The sequence below is a fragment of the Candidatus Villigracilis sp. genome (genome assembly GCF_057083605.1).
Genome location: NZ_JBXMTI010000023.1, coordinates 1 through 17,578 on the forward strand (window position 1 = coordinate 1; position 17,578 = coordinate 17,578).

Genomic DNA, 17,578 nt, shown 5'->3' on the forward strand with positions numbered 1-17,578 from the left:
TTTCAAGCCCCACCTTCACGATCAACACAAGCAAGACCTATTATCTCCCACCCTACATGAAGGCAGGTACTTATTACTGGCATGTAAAGGTGCGGGATGCAACTGGAAATTGGAGCCAGTGGTCACCTACCTACACAGTCACTATCACCTCTCCTAATGGAAATTTCAATCTCGCGAAACGTGAGTAGAAATAGAATAATCTAGTAGCAACAAACTTTCCAACTCATTTGAATTGTCCACTAAGGAAATCCAATAAATATTTATGATAATTATCTAATATATTGACAAACCAAAGCAGGATTGTTATACTCTTTATTATGAAATCTACGCGAGACAAGATTTTACAGACCCTGTTAAAAAAGCCGCGCTCCACTATAAATGATTTGGCAGAGGCCGTTGGTATCAATCCTATTTCTGTGCGTCACCACCTTACCAACCTCCAAATGGAAGGGCTGGTTGAGGGTCAAGAGGAACGCCATGGGGTGGGACGTCCTCGTTTGGTATATATCCTTACAGATGAAGGCATGGAACGTTTCCCCACCCGTTACATGCAATTGACTACACGCTTACTTTCACAGATGAAGGAAACAATGCCTGGGCCTGTAGTGGCAAAGTTGTTCAGTCAGATCGCAGAAGACCTGGCCGGTGACTACGCCAACGATATCAAAAACCTGAGTATGGAAGAACGGCTTGACTTTGTCAAAGATATATTGGCGCAGGAAGGTTTTACAGTGGAATGGGAGAAGAAAGACGGTCAATATCAGATCCACGAAATATCCTGCCCATACTACCAAATTGGTATTGCACATCCTGAAGTCTGCACGGTAGACCAAACTCTGATTTCCAAAATGCTGGCCTTACCTGCAAACAAGGTTGAGTGCATTCTGAGTGGCGGCACACATTGCACCTATGTCATTCAGCCCGCAGTAGCGAAAGCCAGGTAAATACTTACAAGACGAGGTAACATGAGCGAAGAAATTAAAGAAATCCAGTGGACCATCCACACTACACATCCTGATATCGTACCGAAAGCCCGCGCAAGCCTTTCTGAGGTGATCGATCCCGAAATTGGCATGAACATCATCCAGTTGGGTTTGATCCGCGATGTCGAAATTGAAAACAACATCGCCCGCCTCAAGATGATCCTCACCACACCATTTTGCCCTTATGGCCCTGCCATGATCGAAATGACAAAGGCCAAGGCTACTGAGGGACTCAACATGCCTGTCACCATTGAAATGGGCATGGAGATGTGGGATTTTTCCATGATGGAAGATCCTTCAGCGTTGGATTGGGGAATGTACGCTTAAGTGAGTTGGGCAGTTTATTAGTCCGATAGTGTGATAAACAATAACATAAAAGACGCCATCCCTTTTGGATAGGCGTCTTTTGCTTTTAACTTTCCTCTTTCTTTTCATTCTTCACCGCTTCCTCATTCCCCTTTTTTCCAGTGCATCGCGTGGGGCTGTTCACCTTCTGCAAAACCAGAAATAATGATCAGAGCATTCGTCACATGTGTGCCTGGGTTACGCCAACGGTGGCTTAATTTAGAAGCAAACAATAAGCTGTCTCCTGCTTCGAGGTGGAAAACTTCTTTCTCGACAAAATAATCCAATTGACCACGCAGGCAAAATACAAACTCATGTCCCGTATGTACCATGCCATGCGGACCACACGAAGCGCCGCTCTCCAGGGTAAGCATGAACGGCTCCACCCGCCCAATAAACTGTTCCCCACCCAGAGCTTCAAATACGCCACGCGTGAATGAGATACGTGTACGCTCATCCGATTTCAAAAACACGGTCTGTTTTTTTTCACTTTCTGCGCCAAAGAACGCGGTAATTGAAACTCCCAACGCATCTGCTAATTTATACAAAGTGCTGACCGATGGTGAAGTCTTACCGCGCTCTATCATCGAAAGCGCATTGGCCGACAACCCACTCCTTGTGGCAAGAGTCCGCATGGAAATTCCTCTCCCCTCCCGCAATTCACGCAAACGTGATGCCACATCCACCGACATTGCTTCTCTTGCAAATGATTCCATTGTTGTCTCCATTCTCTTCTGTAATCCTACCAATCCTGCCTGGATTATACACCCACTAAATGTGACATTAAACGAAAGTTAATATGACACACTCCACTATTGTACAAACCGTCACAATATTATGATGTGCATGGAAATATTCGTTTATTCACATATAGGCAGGTTCTTATGGTCACTCCTTCTCTACACCAGGAAATCACCCAGCTTGAGGCAAATTTCTGCGCGGCGCTCTCGGACCCCAGCCGCCTTCTTATTTTATACGCTCTCAATGACTCACCCCACAACGTCACCGAGCTCGCTAATGAGCTCGGGTTGAATCAACCAACTACGTCGCGGCATCTCAAAGTCCTGCGCGAACGAGGGCTTGTATACGCCGTCCGCACAGGCACAGTCATCACCTATCATCTTTCAGATATAAGACTCATTCAGGCGCTGGATCTCATGCGAAGCATCATGCGTGAAAGACTCGCACATCAAGCGGACCTGATAAACAATTAGGAGAATGTTAATGAAAAAGCGATTCCCTTTCTGGACCTTGGGTTTGCTCGGCATCATATTGCTGATTCTCATCCCAGTCCTCTTCTTTCTGCCCCGCGCTCAAGCAAAGAATGATCCCGCGGCCTACATCCCCACTAAAGCTGTTCATGTGGATCATAAAGATATTGTCCAAGGTGAATTCAAAACGGGACAAGATGTTACACGCGCCTGCCTTGAATGTCACGAAGACGCCGCGACTGATCTAATGAAGACAACTCACTGGACGTGGGAATCAAAGGCCTTCGATGTTCCCTGGCGCGATGAAGATGTGACCATCGGCAAGATCAACCAGATCAACAACTTTTGCATTGGTTCGCAGGGCAATGAAAATAAATGCATGACCTGTCACGCGGGTTATGGCTGGGAACAAGGCAAGGAAACCCAGCAAGCCAGCCCCGAAAATGTAGATTGCCTCGCCTGCCACGCCGACTCTGGTTCATACGGCAAAGGTCTGTTCGGCAATCCCGCTGAAGGTGTTGATCTATTAGCCGCGGCACAAAGCGTACGCGCCCCTACACGTGAGAACTGCGGCAAATGTCACTTTGACGGCGGCGGCGGTAACGGCGTCAAACATGGCGACCTCGACGAGAGTCTATATTTTCCCGATGAAAACCTCGACGTGCACATGGGCGGCGAACTCAATATGCAATGCACCGATTGCCATGTCACAACCGATCATCAAATTTTGGGTCGCATGGTAGCCGACAATTACACCATTGATCCAGAAGAACAAGTTTCATGCGAACAATGTCATGTGGATCAAAAGCATGAAGATGAACGCATCAATACACACTTGGCTTCTGTCGCATGTCAAACATGCCATATCCCTGCCATGGCGCTCGAAGACCCCACCAAAGTCACTTGGGACTGGTCACAAGCGGGCCAGGAAGGACGCGAAGACGATCACTTCACCTATCTCAAGATTAAGGGCGAATTCGTCTACGAAAAGAATTTCAAACCAACCTACCTCTGGTTCAACGGCAATAACGAATATCGCTACATCCTCGGCGACAAGATCAGCACGAATGGCCCCACTTACATCAACAAACCTGCGGGCAGCATCGAAGACACAACCGCGAAGATATTTCCCTTCAAGCTGCACATCGCCAAGCAGCCCTACGATGTAAAAAATAATTACCTGCTTCAGCCGGTCACTGCCGGCAAGGACGGTTTCTGGACAACCTTCGATTGGGATAGCGCCTTCGAACTTGCTGCGCCTATCACCGGCCTTGATTACAGCGGCGAATACGGCTTCACTGAAACTTACATGTACTGGCCTACCACCCACATGGTTCAACCCGCTGACAACGCGCTGCAATGTGACTCCTGTCACGGTGAAAATGGCCGCATGGATTGGGAAGCCCTTGGCTACATCGGTGATCCCATTGAATGGGGCGGGAGATAATTATCATGAAACGATATACACTCATTACACTTGCTGGACTTCTCACCCTGATCCTTGTATTTGGATTTAGCACGGTTCTTGCCTCGCCTGAACCTGCTTCAACATCTCAAGCCTCAGTTCTACATCCGAACTTTACCCTGCTCGATGCAGACGGCGTGAACGTACTTGAAAGCAATAACGCCATCTCCACCATGCAAACTTGCGGACAGTGCCACGATACCGAATTCATCTCGCAACATGCCTTCCACTCTGATCTGGGTTTATCCGATTACCAAGCCAGCGAAGACTCATGGAATGCCAGCAACGGCATCTTCGGTCAATGGGACCCGCTCATCTATCGCTATCTCACACAGGAAGGCGATGAACTTCTTGACCTCAGCACAGCCGAATGGCTCATGCTCTACGGTGACCGAGTCGTCGGTGGCGGCCCCGCCACCACCTCGCGAGACGGTGAGGCGTTGACTGACCTCTCCATCAGCAAAAGCAATCCTGAAACAGCGATACTAAATGGGAGCGGCTCCGCCTCCACATGGAACTGGGATAAATCTGGCACGATGGAAATGAACTGCTTCCTGTGTCATCTTGAAACCCCTAATACTGAAGCACGCTCCGCAGCTATCCATGCAGGCGAATTTGGAAATGCAAACACTGCCACATTGATCGGCTTGAACATCGTCAGTAAATCCAGCGAAGGCTGGGCTTGGAATTTAGAAGCCTTCACAGAAACTGGTGAACTCAAGAGCGAAACCATTGGTATTCAAGACCCCACCAATTCAAATTGCGCAACCTGCCATGGCGAAGTTCACCCCGAAACGGAAGAACCTCTCACCATCAGTGCCTGTGATTTGAATTATGTGCAGACCGCCACAACTGGACAAGTTGTCTCATCACAACGCATCAACGAATCTGGTATCAACCTTAGCAACAAAGAGGCGCTCAATCGTTCGTGGGATATTCATGCCGAACGTCAGCTTCAATGCACAGATTGCCACTTTGCACCTAATAATCCTGCACATGTGCTCGAAACTCAGGATGACAATCCCAGTCACCTCCTCTATGACCCGCGCAAGCTTGAAATCGATGAATACCTCGAAAGGCCAGACCATAACTTTGCACGTGGCGTCAGCGCGCAATTCAACGTTGCACCCGAATTCAAAAGCACCATGCGCCGCTGCGAATCCTGCCACGACACCAACAAGTCACATGTGGGCTGGCTTCCTTACAATGATCGTCATATGCAGGTAATCGCCTGCGAAACCTGCCATATTCCAAAAATGTACGCGCCTGCCTACTCCACTATGGATTGGACAGTGCTACGTCTCGATGGTACGGCTCGCACTGAATGCCGCGGTATTGATGGCACAAACACCACCACCGACCTTGTAACGGGCTTTCAGCCTGTACTGATGCAGCGCACCGATATCGAAGATGGCAAGATACTATTTGCACCATACAATTTGATCACATCATTCTTCTGGGTTTACGAAGACGAGAATAGCAATGTACGCCCAATCCGTCAGGTAGATTTGGAGGCTGTCTACCTCGACAACGGCGTTTACTCTGCTGATGTCCTCTCCGCCTTCGATAGTGATGGCGACGGCAAACTTTCTGACAAAGAACTTGTGCTTGATACCAAGGCCAAACAAAATCTCATTGCAGGCAAACTTGAAGCGCTTGGCCTAAGCAACGTCCGCATCGAGGGACAGGTACAGCCCTACTCAATCAACCACAATGTCGTGGACAGCAAATCCGCCACACGGGACTGTGCCACTTGCCACAATGCCGACTCGCGCGTCACTACCCCGCTGCTACTAGCAGACTCCGCCCCTGTTGGCGTAACCCCTGAATTTGTGACGGATATAAACGTGACAGCCACAGGAAGCATTGTCAACGAGAACGGTGCGCTGTATTACAACCCTATCAACGAAAATGACAAGACCTACATCTTCGGCCACAATCGCATTTCGTGGATTGACTGGTTCGGTGCGCTGCTCTTCATGGGCACAGTTGTAGGAGTGGCCGGGCACGGCACAATTCGATATATCGTAGCACGCAGACGCGGCAAGCACACCCTCGAAACAAAGCCCGTTTATATGTACGAAGCCTACGAACGGTTTTGGCATTGGCTGCAAACCATCGCTATCGTCATACTGCTAATGACGGGACTTGTCATCCATCGCCCCGATCTGTTCAGTGCCTTCTCCTTCCGCTACATCGTAACCATCCACAATGTACTAGCCGCCCTGCTTGCGATCAATGCCTTGATCTCGATCCTCTGGCATGTTATTAGCGGCGAGATCCAGCAATACATCCCCCACCCCTACGGTTTCATCGACCAGATGATCGCGCAGGCCAAATACTATATCCAGGGTGTGTTCAAACACGAGCCCCATCCATTCCACAAGTCGAAGGAAAGAAAATTCAATCCCTTGCAAATGATCACATACATCGGCCTGTTGGGCGTCCTGCTCCCGTTGCAGGGAATTACCGGTATGATGATGTGGTTGGTTCAGAAAATCCCCTCCATCCAAACCTGGTTCGGCGGGCTGACCTTCCTTGCCCCGATGCACACATTGATGGCCTGGCTGTTCGCATCCTTCATCGTCGGCCATGTTTATCTCACCACCACTGGCGCAACTCCGCTTGAAGCCATGCGTGGCATGGTGACTGGCTATGAAGAAGTGGAAGTGCCTGAAGCGTAAGTAAAAAAAGTAATGTCGTTGCGAGGAGCGGAGCAACGAAGCAATCCCCAACAACGGGGAGATTGCTTCGGGCAGAGAGTAAGAACGCCCTCGCAACGACAGATGATAAAAGGAGTATCAAATGACTACTCAAACCAGAAAATCAATATTCAACCGACCTGAAAAACCATACGTGCATCCATACTTTGGCGGAGTGGTGCTGGGAATTGTTTTGTTCCTTGCATTCTTCCTGACGGGCAATGGGCTTGGTTCATCGGGTGCGACTAGCCGCATCGACACCGCGATTGTGGATGCCATCGCACCCTCTCACGTGGATAACACACCTTACCTTTTGAAGATGGCGGGCGGAGATAAAAATCCGCTGGACGATTGGATCGTGCCTGTGTTCTTCGGCGCGCTGCTCGGCGGATTCACATCTGGCGCGTTCAACGGGCGACTCAAATTAATAACAACCAAAGGCCCAAACATTTCCAACCGCACACGCTGGCTGATGGCTTTCCTGGGTGGTGTGATCTTTCTCTACGGCGCACGCCTGGCACGTGGATGCACATCAGGCCAGGCACTCTCAGGCGGCGCAACTCTATCCGCTGGATCATGGGTCGTCATGTTTGCCATCTTCGGCGGCGCATATGCTGTCGCATATTTTGTCAGGAAGTTGTGGTTGTAACAATATTCTGCTGGTTGAGTAGGGCGAGTGTATTTCTCGCCCGTATCGAAACCAGCAATAAAAAGTAAACATAAAATTTCATAATGTGGTCTCGATACGGCGGAAAAGCACCGCCTACTCGACCACCAGATGAAACTGAAGGAGAAACAAAATGAACTTTCCTCTCCCATCTCTTATAGCAGTCAGCGCGGCCAACCCGTGGACTTATGTGCTCTTCGCCGTAATCGGTTTTGCATTCGGCTACACACTTGAAATGTCTGGCTTTGGTGATTCAAGAAAACTCGCGGCGCAATTTTATTTCACAGAATTGACCGTACTCAAAGTCATGTTCACCGCGATTGCCGTAGCAATGGTTTTGTTGTTTGGCGCAGTCGGGCTTGGCATTCTCGATTTCAGTCAGGTATGGGTCAATCCAACTTATCTCGCCTCGGGTATTCTCGGTGGCTTGATAATGGGCGTCGGCTTCATCGTTGGCGGGTTCTGCCCCACCACTTCGCTCGCCTCCGCATCAACAGGTAAGATCGACGGCATGTTATTCATGCTGGGCGGATTCGTTGGCGCGTTCCTCTTCGGCGAAACCGAAAAATACTTTGATGGTTGGTACACCAACGCGGGTTACTTTGGCCGTGTCACTCTCGATCAGGTTTTTGGAATTCCCGTTGGCACAGTCGTCGTGATCGTCGTCCTCATGGCGCTCTTTATGTTCTGGGGCAGCGAACAACTGGAACGTATCTTCGGCAAAAAAGATCTGAGCAAGGAACCCAAACTCCGCGTGGCAGGTGCAGTGGCATTATTTGCTGCATCAGTCGCAGTGTTGGCAATTGGCAGTCCCTCGCTGGTGGATAGATATAACAAAGTAACATTCACACGCACTGAGACCATCGAGCAATTGAACGCAGACCCCATCGTCAATACCTATACCTACACTGCGGACGAAATGCTTGAAAATCGATTGGTGTTCACTTCCCCCGCCGAAGCTTTCAAAGCCAAATACAACCAGGCCATGAACCCCATCTATTTGGATGTGCGCTCCGAGGCGGACTATAACCTATATCACATCAATGACGCGGTCAATGTGCCGCTGGAACGTCTGCTGGAGGTCATGCCCGTTCTGCTCTCCGAGCCACCTGCGAACACAGTCTTCATTGTGATGAGCAACGACGAAACCGCAGCGGTGGATGCGTGGAAGATATTGGTTGGATCAAGTGTACAGAACGCGTATATCCTCGAAGGCGGAGTCAATAACTGGATCGCATTCTTTGGCAAGGATGACAAAACGCTTCAATCCGCCCCGAATGTTGGTGACGATCAATTGGGCTTTATCTTCCCTGCGGCATTGGGCAGCAATTACGAGTCATGTGACCCCGACCCACAAGAGTATGAAAAACTGGAATTCGAAGCCAAGATCAAATTGCAGTTGAAACGTGATAAATCTGGCGGTGGCTGCGGATAAGTTAGCCCTCTCGTTCATTATGAGACCTATCCTGAAATCACAAGGAGAGAAAAGGTGAGCAATGCTGCCAAGAGCATATTCGTATTTGGTATCTATCTAATTGGCTTCGGCGGTATTTTGGTAGTGACACCCAATACTGCATTCGCTTTGTTCGGCATTCCAAGTACAAATGAAGTCTGGGTTCGAGTTGTCGGAATGTTACTACTCTTCATTGCCTTCTACTGCATCCAGGCAGCAAGCAAAGAACTGACCGACTTTTTCCAATGGACTGTTTATACCCGTTCAACGGTCATTGTCTTTCTCACTACTTTTGTGCTGTTAGGATTCGTCAAGCCAGTTCTTGTTCTGGTTGGAATTGTAGATTTGTTGGCCGCCATTTGGACTGGCTTGGCACTACGATCTGCAAAAACTATCTGAGGGCTTGCACTTGTGCAGTACATGCAAATAGAGCATTAATCAGTTTTCAGTAATCAGTGAAGCAAAAATCGCGCGAGATAATTCGTGCGATTTTTGCTTCACCCTCATCCTTGCTGCTATGCTTTGAAGATCAAATCCAGATACTTCTTGAGCAAGTCACTGACCATGCCGCGCAAAGGCAAAGTCGCAGCCATGCCGTAGACAGGAGCCATTGTCCCTTTTTCTTCGGGATGCGTTTTGACATGTTCAACGGCTTCGCGCAAATCGGATAGAAAGCGCTCCGCAACACCGGGTTGAGTATGCCGCAGTGTGACGCATAAATGTACGCAGGTTGGCTTATGCAGCCCGTTCAAACTCCACTTTTTATGCGACATGTAATCCAATACTTTGTAAACATTTATCGATTCTGATGCAAATGCTACGACAAAAAGTGGCTCACCTAAAACATGTAATTCAGGGATTTCGCGAACACCCTTTTTGATAATATCGGCTGTTTCGAGTATTTTTTTGGTTGCAGACAAATATCCCTCTGCTCCAATTGCGGTCATCGCTGCCCAACATGCGGCACTCAATGCCCCGGGTCGGCTGCCTGCAAAAGTGGGCGAAAAATATAAACCACCGGGCCACTCTGTAGTCGTGTAATACTGAAAGTGTCTGAGTTCCTGACCGCGATACAAAACGACTGATGTGCCTTTTGCGGCGTACCCGTATTTATGCGTATCTGCCGACATGGATGTTACACCCGGCAAGCGGAAATCAAACGGCGGCACAGGGTATCCCAATTTTTCAGCCCACGGCAAAACAAATCCGCCCAGACACGCATCCACATGAAAACCAATATTGTGCTGTCGCGCAAGTTCGGATAATTCTGCAATCGGGTCAATTGCGCCATGCGGGAAAGAGGGCGCGGAGCCTACAATCACAATCGTATTCGCTGTAACCGCTTTTCTCGCGGCTTTCACATCTGCACGAAAATTTTCGTCCACTGGAATGTGGATGGTTTTGATGTTGAAATATTGACTAGCTTTATCAAACGCGGCATGTGCGGTTATCGGAACGATCATCTCAGGCTTTGTAATACCTTTCTTCTCCCGCGCCCAATCCCGATATGTTTTCATCGCCAGCATGATACTTTCGGTACCGCCAGATGATACGGTTCCGCAAACATCCTGCCCTGCCCCGCCGAGCATATTCCCCGTCATTGCTACAATTTCCGCTTCAAATTTTGTTGAACTGGGCCAGACATCCGCATGGAGTGGGTTGCTCTGCGAGTTGATGGCATAGACTTGATTTAGAAAATCAATATGCTTCTGGTCCCCATGATAAACCGCACCCGAAACAAAGCCATCCTTCCAATGTGATTCTTCCTGCGCGCGCATGGCTTCCATTTCGCGCAGAATGTCCGCGTGGCTGCGCCCGCTCTCAGGGATTTGCGTGAAGGAAGTGAATTTGTTTTTATATGGCTTGGCTGAAGTTTCCAACTCGACCATGATCTCAGCATATTCATCTTCGATCTTTTGGCTGACGCCCGGGATGGCTTTCATCCCCTTTTCAACAGATGCTAAAAGACGTGGATTTAATTTCCCCAGTTGTTTAATGATGCTATCTTTCCAACTCATGAATGCTCTCCAAAGTTTCGAGGAGCGCGGACTTAAGTCCGCATTCCGATTAATGCTGTCGATTCAAATGTGCGTAAATTTTACGATTGCTTTCATAGATCGCAACGAACTCATGAAATAACTCGTCGTAAATTTTGCGATGGTCTGGATTCGGTGTATACGTATTGGCGACTCGTACACGAGTGCCAATTTCATCATATTTCAGGTAACCCAACCCAGCCGAGGCCAGCAACGCCGCGCCGCGCACATTGGCTTCAATTGGATCTTTAATCTGGCGGATGGGACGGTTCAACACATCCGCGTGTATCTGGCACCATATATTTGACTTCGCTCCGCCTCCCACAATGTTGAGAGCTTCCACTGGCCGTTTGTTGAACTGCTCCACATATTTCAACAGCCAACGCGCATTGTAGGCCACACCTTCAAAGACTGCGCGTACCATGTGCGCACGAGTCGTATTGAGCGATTGATTATAGAATCCGCCGCGCACAAGATGGTCGTCAACAGGCGCGCGTTCTCCGTAAAGCCAGGGAGTGAAGATCAATTTATCGCTGCCTGCGGGAGTGCGCTCCGCGATCTGGTCGAGTAACTTATAAGCATTTGAAGGATTTGGGCCAGTGGGCAATTCATCCTGCGGGAAGAAAATGTTGTTCCGCAAATACTGCAAACATCCGCCAGCACATTCCTGTTCGTTGGTAAGCAGATAACGTCCCGGTATGCCAGAAGGAAGCGCTGCCAGGTTATGGAATAGATCAGTTTTCTTGAATGGGACATGACAAGTTAACCAGCCTGACGTCCCAATATATAGATGTGGTTCAAAATCACGCACCGCGCCAGACCCGACGGCGGCTGAGTGAACATCCGGCGAACCCATCAGCACTTTGACATCTTCGCGCAAACCCCAGGCGTGGGCAATGTCGGGGCGGAGATTTCCAAGGATCGCATTGGCAGGTTTCAGGTCAGGTAGTTTCGCGCGGTCTATCCCCGAGAGTCTGATCAGGCCATCGTGATAGGTCACGTTCTCGATGTCCCGATTATCCGTCATCCAATTCAAAGTGATCGAGTTGTATGACGCGGCAAATTGACCTGTGAGGCGCAGGCCAATGTAATCCACGGGTTCGAGGAATTTGTATGTGCGCTGATAAATATCGGGGTGAATATTTTTGAGATATAGAATATGCGCGAGCGGATCTTTGCCTGCATTACCCGGAGCGCCACCCGTTAACCGAATCCAATTCAGGAGTTTTACCAACCCGTACCCCTCAACTTTGAGCGGGCCGTCAACTAGTTTATGGATGTATGGAGCACCGCGCGAATCCATCCAGATGACTGCATTGCTGAGCGCGTTGCCATCGCGATCTACTGCAACCGTGCCTGACCATTGCGCGGTGGAGGCGATTGCAACGATATCATCGCTGTTCACCAATTCTTTGGCAAGCAAACGTTTGCCCGCTTTTTCGATTGCATCCCACCAATCTTTGGGAGATTGTTCAGCCCCGCCGCCCGCTGGAAGTACCACCGGTGTTTCCTCAAATTCACTGCCGATCAATTCGCCTTGCGTGGAAAATATTGCAACTTTGGGACCCGATGTGCCGAGGTCAATTGCGAGAATGTATTTGTCTGTGGATGGCATTGTCCGCCTCGATTTAAGAATTTATTATGAGAAGCAGGGCGATGATACTCCAACATTTGTTTAAAGCCAACTATGCTTTTTATAAGTGTCGGAGTCCAAAGTCTCCAGACTTTGGCGGCGCGAGTCCAACGACTGGAGTCGTTGGACTCCGTTTTCATTCTTTTCAATTCCCTTTCGAGGAAATGATCGGCGGAACAACTGGTTGCAATTCCCAGGTGCGCAATCCATTGCGGAAGAGGAACATGAGGGCGGCACCGCTGAAAAGGCAAATAGCATTGATGAGGATGGCAGTCTGTGCTCCAAGGACTTCAGCTGAGTAACCAATCACGATGGAAGAGATCGGCTGTAAACCAAAAGTAAGCATGGTGAAGAGGCTGATGATACGCGCACGCATGTCGCCGGGTGACATAATCTGCATGACGCCCAAACCTGTGGTCAACACAAGTGGAGCACCGAGGCTGATAAAGAAGATTGCGATCATGGATATTGTAAGTACGGTAGATTGTGATAGCAGGAGAAAGAAGGCTCCCATCCATGCAGCAGCGGCAGCGATGATCAGACCAATGCGTTTGGCGGCCTGTGATAGTGGAAGTAAAAAGAGAGTGGAAATCAAAGCGCCTGCACCTGATGAACCAAATAATAAACCATAAGTTTGTGAATCACCGTGAAGCACGGTATCTGCCACAGAGGGGAGAATGTTGAAGACGGAGAGACCAAAAAAGGTCACGAAGGCGGCGAAGATCATTAGATCGACCATGCGCGGCTGTGAGCGGATGAAATCCACTGTCTCACGGAATTGTCCCCTTGCATCGCGGCGTGGATGTTCGGCTTGATGTGAACGCACCAGCACGAGGCTGATCAACACCATAAGGAAGCTCAATCCGTTGATCCAAAAGGAAATGGAATTGCCAACCGCTTTAAGCAGGAAACCTCCCGCAGCCGGGCCGACCATACGCGCAACTTGCAATGCCATGATGTTCAATGTGACGGCCTGCCGCACCTGCCCCATACCAGAGAGATCGCCAATGAAGGCCTGTTGAGCGGGGAAATCCAACGCGGTGATGATTCCAAGGATCAGCGCAGAGAGGTAGATGTGCCAGATTTGGATCAGGTCTGTTTGGATGAGGAGGGCAAGGGAAAATGCCAGGAACATGGCAATGCTTTGAGTGGCAAGCAGGATAAAGCGGCGATTGAAGCGGTCTGCGATTCCGCCAGCCCAGGGAGCTAATAGAAATAGCGGCAAGCTGTTTAACATCACCACAACCCCCAGGGCAGATTCGGAGCCGGTTAATTCCCAGACCACCCATCTTTGCACGGCAGATTGCATCCAGGTGCCGAGAAGAGAGATGGCCTGCCCGCCAAGATAGATTCTGAGGTTGCGATTTTTGAGTGGAGCAAAACTACCTGTATAGGTTTGAAGAAGAGATGGACGTTCGATAATATCGGCCAAGTTGTATCCTTTTTATAAGCCACCTCAAAGTGACTCCCTGAGCGATACTGCGCCGCACTACGTTTGTTGCAGCGCGGTGTAGCGAAGGGTCTCTACTCTGAAGGCACGAGACTCTTCGGTCGCGAAGAACGCTCCCTCACATCGTCCCGATGTCCTTCGGGAGAGCGACACGAAATTTTTGAGATAGGTATTAGTTTGATGTTGAGCTTTGATGCGCATGTATTGCGGGGTCTTACGCGGAGGTGAAAATAGTCCAAATGGGTGGAAGTTTATCCATTTGCGCGTGATAAAATCGAGAAAACAGGTTGCTTTATTTATGACCACGATCCGTACTCCCGCCAAGATTATCCCACGTGCATTTCCTGGTATTAAACCAGATGAAGTGCAGGAGATCATTGTCAACAGCCGCATCAAGACCTACCCTGCGGGCACAGTGATATGCAACGAGGATGCGCTCGAGCATACTTTTTACATGATCCTCGAAGGGGATTTCGAGGTCACCAAAACAATCAACAACACAGATAAACGATTATTGAAAACACTCACCGCGGGAGATTTCTTCGGCGAGATGGCTCTCATCCATAATGCGCCACGGGCTGCAACGGTCAAGTCATTGACCAATGTGATCGTGCTTGAGTTGGAGAAGGAAGGCTTTGACCGCGTTTTGAAACGCAGCCCCAGCGTGGCAATGGCAATGGTCGGAGAGATCAGCAATCGGCTGCGTCAGAACGACCAGCTTGCCATCGATGATCTGCGGTTACGCGCCGCTGAATTGGCGAATGCTTATCAAAAACTGGCGGAGCAGGATCTCGCAAGGCAGGAATTCCTAACAACCATCGCTCATGAATTACGCACACCTCTGATGATCGCAAGCGGCTATCTGCACGCTCTCAAAAAAGGGATTCTCCCCAGCGATCAATTGGATGCATCCATGGAAACGATCACCCGCAACGTGGACCAGATCGTCACGCTCACCAACGACCTGCTCTTCCTGCAAGAGGTAGACCTGGTGCTGGCCGAGTTCCAGCCGGTAAATATTGTTGATGTTGTTCATTTGGTATTGGCAAAGTATGAAAGCAAAGCGCGAGACAGGCATATTACGTTAAAGGTTAAGGGTGAAAGGAATATCCCCAACGTGCAGGGAGATGCGCAGTCACTCGAACGGGCGATCACTGCTCTGGTGGATAACGCCATAAAATTCAGCCCGCCAATTGGCACGGTTGAAATTCGTTTTATGGAACAAGGTGAATACGTAAAAATCACTGTCGAAGATCACGGCGTGGGCATTGCGCCCGATATTCGTCCGCGCATCTTTGACCGTTTTGTGCGCCTCGAAAAAAGCGGGGATGAACTTTACAGCGGGCTGGGCCTTGGGCTTTCGATCACACGCCAGGTTATCCAACAACATAAGGGGCTGCTTGAAGTCGAAAGCGAACCCGGCAAAGGAAGCAAATTTACAATATCTCTTTTGAAGTGGAAATAATACCGATTTTGCTGCCGTATATTTACACCGCAAAGCTCGCTAAGCGCGCTAAGAAACCTTAAAATCTTTTCTTTCTTTGCGTTCTTGGTGCTCTTGGCGGTAAAAATAATTTCATATACGGTAGAGAAATACCGATAATTTATTCGCCGAACAATACCTGCAATCTTCCATCCGCATCGTAAAATGAACGTGCAGAAAAAGGAGGGTCACCGCGATTCATCTTATGGATGCGCTCCAAGAGGATCGGCAAATCCTCCACTACTGGCAGATGAAGTACCGCTTCTTTCTCAATCCATTCAACTGCTCCTTCTTTAGAAGCCTTGATCTCGCCCCGCACATTTTCCCCGCAAATCACAAACAGACAAATCCCCACCTCCCCTGCATTCACGATCACCGTGCCACACAACCATAGATCGGCAGCGACGCCAGCTTCTTCGAGCAATTCACGCTGCGCCGCAGAGATCACATCTTCGCCGCGCTCTACATGTCCGCCCAGGCAATTGTATTTCCCAGCCCATAGACGCTTTGTGGGCGCACCTTTAATTAATAAATACTCATTTCCGCGGCGGGCAAAGATCGCAGTGCGGGGGACGAGCATGTATCTATCCTGGGTAATGCCCTGGTCGGATTGGGGCATGAAGACCTCCTTGAGTTTGATTATGCTATAATTTTTTCATGATATTTTAACCTATGACCGCCCATAGGTAGTTATACGTCAATCCGCTGCATAAACACTAGTTGGGCGCTTACCATAAGTTCAGGGAAGAAAAATTAAAAGCATGAAAAAAATTACAACTCAGCCAGATGCAAACAAAGTAGTATCGATGACTTCATCGGATGTGTTGGATTCTTATAAAAACGGTAGGCGCAACTTCCATAATATTCATGTTGATAGTGCTAATTTTGCAGGCGTTGATCTTAGAGCTGCATCATTTATTGGCGCATCCTTACAATATGCAGATTTTTCCAACGCTAAACTTACGCACATTCAATTAAAAGCGGCAGATCTAACAGGGGCATCACTTGAAAATGCTTTTGTTAATGCGTCTGACCTTATTTGGACGAACTTCCGTGGAGCGAATCTTGCTAGTGCCGACTTTACAGGATCGTCTCTTCATGGAGCTGACCTTACTAATACCAATTTGAAGTCTACCTATTTTGGAAATGCTTCCCTATCTCTGGCAAGGCTTGAGAGTGCAACTTTAAGCGGCGTGCAATTGAACGGAACATATCTTGACGACATGGATGTGCGCCCATTCTGTGATGCGCGTCGAGTGAAACATATCTCGCCGTCTCATATTGATGCTCGAACAGTTATGCGATCTTACACACATCCAAGTTTGAAAAAATTCTTAATAGATTGCGGCGTGCCGCAGATTTTTGCAGAGTATATGATTGACTGTGCGTGGGCAATAGGAGAACCACTTATGAGAAGTCTGATGCAAAGCACTTTTATCAGTTATGGCGGACCAGATGAAGCGTTCGCACGGAGATTGTACGAATCTCTTAAAGAACATAACGTTGTTGTTTTCTTCTTCCCTGAGACAGCACGTGTTGGTGAGCGCATTAACAGTGAAGTTTTTCGACAAATTCAAGAGCAAGATAGAGTATTGCTGATTTGTTCCCGAAACTCGCTAAACAGGAATGGTGTAGTTAATGAAATTCAGGAAACACTTGACCGTGAAGCAAGAGATGGTGGCGCAACTTATTTACTTCCTATTATGCTTGATGATTATGTTTTGACGGGATGGAAAGACGTACAGCCAGTTCTTGCAGAGCGGGTTGGAAGAAGAATTATTGCTGATTTTCGAAAAGCTAAGCGCAATAAGGTTATATTCTCACAAGCGTTCAATAGAGTTGTTGATGCATTGAAAGTTAAACGAGTAGAATTATGATGAAGCACGTTTTTTGTAATAACAACAGCGCCCAACAAAGCGTGCAGCGTGCACCCGACGCTGGGGATTCTGGCGCGATTCCAAGCCTTTTTCTACGCCTTATCATTTTTCTGGTTGGACGGCGTTCCGCCGCCCGCCCCAGCGCGGGTAACGCAAACCGTTGAGACTGTCGAAAAAGTCACTTTTCAAAAATAATTTTTGAAAAGTGGGACAGAAACGCTGAAAGGCGTCTGGTTTTTGGTGTTCCGCACAACACTTTGGCAACATTTTGGC

17 protein-coding genes are annotated in these 17,578 nt (G+C 48.8%); 12 read left to right on the forward strand and 5 right to left on the reverse strand.

All coding sequences use genetic code 11. The features are described from left to right. The 3 genes from AC14M5_RS04115 to AC14M5_RS04125 all read left to right on the forward strand — a co-directional run. Nucleotides 1-188, forward strand: a 188-nt coding sequence (locus AC14M5_RS04115) for a hypothetical protein (protein ID WP_484028365.1), incomplete at its 5' end; no start/stop codon positions are given. A gap of 129 nt (nt 189-317) precedes the next feature. Next, nucleotides 318-944 (forward strand): helix-turn-helix transcriptional regulator, encoded by a 627-nt coding sequence (locus AC14M5_RS04120; protein ID WP_484028366.1) that lies wholly within the window; start codon nt 318-320, stop codon nt 942-944. 21 nt (nt 945-965) lie between these two features. Then, entirely contained in the window at nt 966-1,310 is a 345-nt protein-coding gene (locus AC14M5_RS04125) for a metal-sulfur cluster assembly factor (protein WP_484028367.1), read from the forward strand. A 122-nt stretch (nt 1,311-1,432) separates the two neighbouring features. On the opposite strand, the gene AC14M5_RS04130 is transcribed toward AC14M5_RS04125, so the two are convergent. Next, nucleotides 1,433-2,044, reverse strand: coding sequence for a helix-turn-helix domain-containing protein (locus AC14M5_RS04130; RefSeq protein WP_484028368.1), 612 nt, complete (start codon nt 2,042-2,044; stop codon nt 1,433-1,435). Between the two features lie 168 nt (nt 2,045-2,212). Between AC14M5_RS04130 and AC14M5_RS04135 the strand changes: the two genes are divergently transcribed. The 6 genes from AC14M5_RS04135 to AC14M5_RS04160 all read left to right on the forward strand — a co-directional run bounded on the left by AC14M5_RS04135 (nt 2,213) and on the right by AC14M5_RS04160 (nt 9,225). Then, nucleotides 2,213-2,542 carry an ArsR/SmtB family transcription factor gene (locus tag AC14M5_RS04135; protein ID WP_484028369.1) on the forward strand — a complete coding sequence of 110 codons (330 nt, stop codon included), beginning with the start codon at nt 2,213-2,215 and terminating at the stop codon, nt 2,540-2,542. A 10-nt stretch (nt 2,543-2,552) separates the two neighbouring features. Then, the gene (locus AC14M5_RS04140) at nt 2,553-3,986 is read left to right on the forward strand and encodes a tetrathionate reductase family octaheme c-type cytochrome (protein WP_484028370.1); all 1,434 of its coding nucleotides are present in this window, start codon (nt 2,553-2,555) and stop codon (nt 3,984-3,986) included. A gap of 5 nt (nt 3,987-3,991) precedes the next feature. Beyond that, the gene (locus AC14M5_RS04145; protein WP_484028371.1) at nt 3,992-6,688 is read left to right on the forward strand and encodes a cytochrome b/b6 domain-containing protein; all 2,697 of its coding nucleotides are present in this window, start codon (nt 3,992-3,994) and stop codon (nt 6,686-6,688) included. Nucleotides 6,689-6,809: 121 nt separating this feature from the next. After that, nucleotides 6,810-7,355 carry a YeeE/YedE thiosulfate transporter family protein gene (locus AC14M5_RS04150; protein ID WP_484028372.1) on the forward strand — a complete coding sequence of 182 codons (546 nt, stop codon included), beginning with the start codon at nt 6,810-6,812 and terminating at the stop codon, nt 7,353-7,355. A gap of 151 nt (nt 7,356-7,506) precedes the next feature. Beyond that, nucleotides 7,507-8,808, forward strand: coding sequence for a YeeE/YedE thiosulfate transporter family protein (locus tag AC14M5_RS04155; RefSeq protein WP_484028373.1), 1,302 nt, complete (start codon nt 7,507-7,509; stop codon nt 8,806-8,808). A 54-nt stretch (nt 8,809-8,862) separates the two neighbouring features. Next, nucleotides 8,863-9,225, forward strand: coding sequence for a hypothetical protein (locus AC14M5_RS04160; RefSeq protein WP_484028374.1), 363 nt, complete (start codon nt 8,863-8,865; stop codon nt 9,223-9,225). A 116-nt stretch (nt 9,226-9,341) separates the two neighbouring features. Here the strand turns inward: AC14M5_RS04160 and AC14M5_RS04165 are convergent, their stop codons facing one another. The 3 genes from AC14M5_RS04165 to AC14M5_RS04175 all read right to left on the reverse strand — a co-directional run bounded on the left by AC14M5_RS04165 (nt 9,342) and on the right by AC14M5_RS04175 (nt 13,927). Further along, entirely contained in the window at nt 9,342-10,844 is a 1,503-nt protein-coding gene (locus tag AC14M5_RS04165) for a pyridoxal phosphate-dependent decarboxylase family protein (protein WP_484028375.1), read from the reverse strand. A gap of 49 nt (nt 10,845-10,893) precedes the next feature. Continuing rightward, nucleotides 10,894-12,477, reverse strand: a complete 1,584-nt coding sequence (locus AC14M5_RS04170; protein ID WP_484028376.1) for a xylulokinase — start codon at nt 12,475-12,477, stop codon at nt 10,894-10,896. Between the two features lie 163 nt (nt 12,478-12,640). Further along, nucleotides 12,641-13,927, reverse strand: coding sequence for an MFS transporter (locus AC14M5_RS04175; protein ID WP_484028377.1), 1,287 nt, complete (start codon nt 13,925-13,927; stop codon nt 12,641-12,643). Between the two features lie 316 nt (nt 13,928-14,243). Here AC14M5_RS04175 and AC14M5_RS04180 point away from each other — a divergent pair, with 316 nt between their 5' ends. Continuing rightward, nucleotides 14,244-15,410 (forward strand): ATP-binding protein, encoded by a 1,167-nt coding sequence (locus tag AC14M5_RS04180; RefSeq protein WP_484028378.1) that lies wholly within the window; start codon nt 14,244-14,246, stop codon nt 15,408-15,410. Nucleotides 15,411-15,549: 139 nt separating this feature from the next. Here the strand turns inward: AC14M5_RS04180 and AC14M5_RS04185 are convergent, their stop codons facing one another. Further along, nucleotides 15,550-16,047, reverse strand: coding sequence for an NUDIX hydrolase (locus AC14M5_RS04185; RefSeq protein ID WP_484028379.1), 498 nt, complete (start codon nt 16,045-16,047; stop codon nt 15,550-15,552). Nucleotides 16,048-16,189: 142 nt separating this feature from the next. Between AC14M5_RS04185 and AC14M5_RS04190 the strand changes: the two genes are divergently transcribed. Together AC14M5_RS04190 and AC14M5_RS04195 are read left to right on the forward strand one after the other, a co-directional pair. Continuing rightward, nucleotides 16,190-17,305, forward strand: coding sequence for a toll/interleukin-1 receptor domain-containing protein (locus AC14M5_RS04190; RefSeq protein ID WP_484028380.1), 1,116 nt, complete (start codon nt 16,190-16,192; stop codon nt 17,303-17,305). After that, entirely contained in the window at nt 17,302-17,469 is a 168-nt protein-coding gene (locus AC14M5_RS04195; protein WP_484028381.1) for a hypothetical protein, read from the forward strand. Before AC14M5_RS04190 ends, AC14M5_RS04195 begins: the two co-directional genes overlap by 4 nt. The last annotated feature ends 109 nt before the right edge of the window (nt 17,470-17,578 follow it).